The organism is Streptomyces aureus, from assembly GCF_001418135.1.
Classification (GTDB): domain Bacteria; phylum Actinomycetota; class Actinomycetes; order Streptomycetales; family Streptomycetaceae; genus Streptomyces; species Streptomyces aureus_A.
This window is the reverse complement of sequence record NZ_LIPQ01000583.1, coordinates 1-3,508: the sequence shown is the minus strand read 5'-3', so window position 1 is coordinate 3,508 and position 3,508 is coordinate 1. Positions and strand designations below refer to the sequence as shown.

At 70.6% G+C, this 3,508-nt stretch carries 3 protein-coding genes and 1 pseudogene; 3 read left to right on the top strand and 1 reads right to left on the bottom strand.

What is annotated here, in order from left to right:
• Positions 1 to 376 precede the first annotated feature (376 nt).
• On the bottom strand, positions 377 to 1,042 hold the full coding sequence (locus AOK00_RS34495) for an HAD family hydrolase (protein WP_254047608.1): 666 nt from the start codon (positions 1,040 to 1,042) through the stop codon (positions 377 to 379).
• Between the two features lie 130 nt (positions 1,043 to 1,172).
• Between AOK00_RS34495 and AOK00_RS34490 the strand changes: the two are divergent.
• From AOK00_RS34490 to AOK00_RS34480, 3 genes and pseudogenes are all read left to right on the top strand, one after another.
• Positions 1,173 to 1,460: pseudogene (locus AOK00_RS34490) on the top strand (hypothetical protein); the annotation flags it as partial.
• A 168-nt stretch (positions 1,461 to 1,628) separates the two neighbouring features.
• Complete coding sequence (locus AOK00_RS34485; protein ID WP_055604076.1) at positions 1,629 to 3,092, top strand: aldehyde dehydrogenase; 1,464 nt, start codon at positions 1,629 to 1,631, stop codon at positions 3,090 to 3,092.
• Positions 3,092 to 3,325 carry a ferredoxin gene (locus tag AOK00_RS34480; RefSeq protein WP_055604074.1) on the top strand — a complete coding sequence of 78 codons (234 nt, stop codon included), beginning with the start codon at positions 3,092 to 3,094 and terminating at the stop codon, positions 3,323 to 3,325. Before AOK00_RS34485 ends, AOK00_RS34480 begins: the two co-directional genes overlap by 1 nt.
• The last annotated feature ends 183 nt before the right edge of the window (positions 3,326 to 3,508 follow it).

Here is a 3,508-nt window from a genome sequence, read left to right as displayed (position 1 = left end):
AGGCATCGTCTTGAGCCGCACGTCGGCCGCATCGTGGGTTCGTCGCTACCGAGCTGTCAGACGTGTGGATGGCGGCCGGGCTGGAGCGGGGCGGAGACAGGAGCGCAGGCTCGGCGACGGGCCGCGCGCGCCGTGCCGTGCGCGGCGGGTGCCTTGATGAGGTAGGGAAGGTCTTACCGCGCTGACCCGTTCGCGCAGGAGTAGGTGTTGTCAGCGGCTTGGATCAAGTCGGCTCATGAAACCAGCTGCCCGCAGCCGCTCGGGGTTTCGGTGACCGAATCAGGGATCTCTTGCGAGTTCAGGGCCGACGTGGATCGTGAACGCCTAAGCGCGGTGCGGCGGGCCAGACCGGCTCCGAACTGCTCGTGGGGCACAGCTAAGTTGCCGCGAAGGCGCGCGCGATGGACCGCATGTCGGTGACCAACACACCCGCGCCGGCGGCGGCGAGATCTTCCTCCTTGCCAGGCTTGTTGGCGAAGCCGATACTGCCCGCGCCTGCCGCTCGCGCCGCCTCGATGTCGGTGACGGAGTCTCCCACCAGCGCCGAACGTTCCGGGGATACACCGAGGGCCGCCGCGGCTTCGAGTAGAGGATGCGGTGACGGCTTCATGAGGTCCGGTCGCAGGACCGGTCGGCCGACCACAGCATCGACGGCTCCGGAGAGCCCCTGCGCTGAAAGATAGGCGTGCACGCAGTCGGCCGAGTTGTTGCTGACGACGGCTACGCGTCGCCCAGAGGAGCGTGCCGCCGTCATGGCCTCGACAGCCCCACCCGTCGGGAAGCCAGCGACACCGACAGCCCGAACCTCCGCGTTCGTGAGCGCTGCCTCGACAGCAGCCAGGACATCCTGTCCGCCCTCGCGTGCGAGCTGGTGAACCACCATCGGATCGTCAGTTGAGTGGGCCACGTCGGCGAGTTCCGGGGCGAGCGTGGCGAGCAGTGTCGAAAGGTCCCTGGCGACCCCCGGTGCGGGCAGCCCCTGGAAGACATGGCAGATCGGGCCGTCGAAGTCGAAGAGGATCGCGTCGTAGTCGGCGAGCACGCCGACCAAGGTGTCAGAGGGCATCCGCTGTGGTCTCCCGTCCGATCGTCTCCCACACGCTGTCGAACCACATCTGTGCCTGCTCCACCTGCTGGGCACCGCTGGACGAGTCGCCGTCGTTGAGGGAGTGGTGAAACAGAATGGTGTCTTTGCCCACCAGGTCCCCGCGGGCGTCCGGAAGCCGGTAATCCTGCCCGCCGAGATCCCGCCCGGCGTCGACTGGGTCACCCTCCCCAACGGCGTCCGCACCCTCGCCTACACCCAGAACTCCACCCCGCCGCCGCCCGCGGCTGTTCCGGCCGCGCAGCCGGTACCCGCGTGGGCGAAAACCACCGCCCTGCGCGGCCCCACCGTCGGCGGCGGGATCGCCCCCGCCGGCATCGGACTCTCCTACGCCGCCCTGGGACTCATCGCCATGAACGCTTGACGTCCCCGAGACGGCCCAGGCCGCGTGACAGTGGCCCCCACCAGCCGCAAAACGGCTGATGGGGGCCCATTCTGTCCGGGCCATTGCTCCCTATAACTAGAACTGGTATCAGTTCTGAGGCAGCGTCAGGGAATTCATCTCCTCTTGAAGGCGGCGGTCATGACCGAGCTTGTGGAGCACGGAAAGCTGTTCATCGGCGGGGAGTTGACCGACCCGCTCGGCGAGGACGTCATCGAGGTCGTCTCCCCGCACACCGAGGAGGTCATCGGACGCGTCCCGCACGCCTCGACCGCCGATGTCGACCGGGCCGTGGCGGCCGCCCGCCGGGCCTTCGACGAGGGGCCCTGGCCCCGGATGACGGTGGAGGAGCGGATCGCCGTCGTCAGCCGCATCAAGGACGCGATCGCCGTACGCCACGAGGAGATCGCCCGCTCCATCAGCGCGCAGAACGGCTCACCGTACTCCTGGTCCGTCCTCGCCCAGGCGCTCGGCGCGATGATGGTCTGGGACGCGGCGATCACCGTCGCCCGCGACTTCACGTACGAGGAGCGGCGCGGTGGCATCCTCGGCCCGCTGCTCGTCCGGCGCGAGCCGGTGGGGGTGGTCGCGGCCGTCGTCCCGTGGAACGTGCCGCAGTTCACCGCCGCGGCCAAGCTGGGGCCCGCGCTGCTCGCCGGCTGCACGGTGGTCCTCAAACCCTCGCCGGAGTCGCCGCTCGACTCGTACATCCTCGCCGACATCGCCACCGAGGCCGGGCTGCCCGAGGGGGTGCTCAGCATCCTGCCCGCCGACCGCGAGGTCAGCGAGTACCTCGTCGGCCACCCCGGCGTCGACAAGGTCTCCTTCACGGGTTCGGTCGCCGCGGGCAGGCGGGTCATGGAGGTCGCCGCCCGCAACCTCACTCGCGTCACCCTCGAACTCGGCGGGAAGTCGGCCGCCGTGATCCTGCCCGACGCGGACCTCGCGACCGCCGTCGCCGGGATCGTCCCGGCCGCCTGGATGAACAACGGCCAGGCGTGCGTCGCCCAGACCCGGATCCTCGTCCCCCGCTCCCGGTACGAGGAGATCGCCGAGGCGTTCGCCGCGGCGGCCGCCGCGCTCGTCGTCGGCGACCCGCTCGACCCGGCCACCCAGGTCGGCCCGCTGGTCGCCCGGCGGCAGCAGCAGCGCTCCCTCGACTACATCCGCATCGGCCAGGAGGAGGGCGCCAAGGTCCTCTCCGGCGGCGGCCGCCCGGCCGGGCTCGACCGCGGCTGGTACGTCGAGCCGACGCTCTTCGGCGGCGTCGACAACTCCATGCGGATCGCTCGCGAGGAGATCTTCGGCCCGGTCATCTGTCTCCTGCCGTACGGGGACGAGGCCGAGGCCCTGCGCCTCGCGAACGACTCCGACTTCGGGCTCAGCGGCAGCGTCTGGACCGGGGACGTGGAGCGCGGCATCGACTTCGCCCGCGGCGTGCGCACCGGCACGTTCAACGTCAACACCTTCAGCCTCGACATGCTCGGCCCCTTCGGCGGCTACAAGAACTCCGGCCTGGGGAGGGAGTTCGGGCCCGAGGGCTTCGGCGAGTACCTGGAGCACAAGATGATCCACCTCCCGGCCGGCTACGAGGGCGGCGCGTGATGGGGGACCGCTGGCACGTCGAGGTCGACCGGAGCGTCTGCATCGGCTCCGGCATGTGTGTGAACCACGCCCCGGACGGCTTCCGTCTCGACACCGCCCGGCAGTCCCACGCCCGGGAACCGGAGTCGGACGCGGGCGAGCGACTGCTCGCGGCTGCCGAGGGGTGCCCGGTGGAGGCCATCATGATCACTCTCGCGGACGGCGGGGAACCGGTCTTCCCGCCGGAGGAGTAGCCGGCCCGGCGGACCCCCGGTATCGGGCGCCGCACCGCCGTAACCGCCGTGACCTGCGCGTACCGCGTGTGTGAGACTCCCTCGGCACACGTACGTACGCGCAGGGAGCGGGGCAGTCATGCGAGGTCGGGGCAGAGGGTGGGCGAGAGTCGCGGGAGCGACGGCGGTGGTGGTCCTCGGGGC

Excerpts from the sequence above, each read along its gene's own strand:
- AOK00_RS34485 (WP_055604076.1), top strand. The coding sequence starts at position 1,629 with ATGACCGAGCTTGTGGAGCACGGAAAGCTGTTCATCGGCGGGGAGTTG.
- AOK00_RS34480 (WP_055604074.1), top strand. The coding sequence starts at position 3,092 with ATGGGGGACCGCTGGCACGTCGAGGTCGACCGGAGCGTCTGCATCGGC.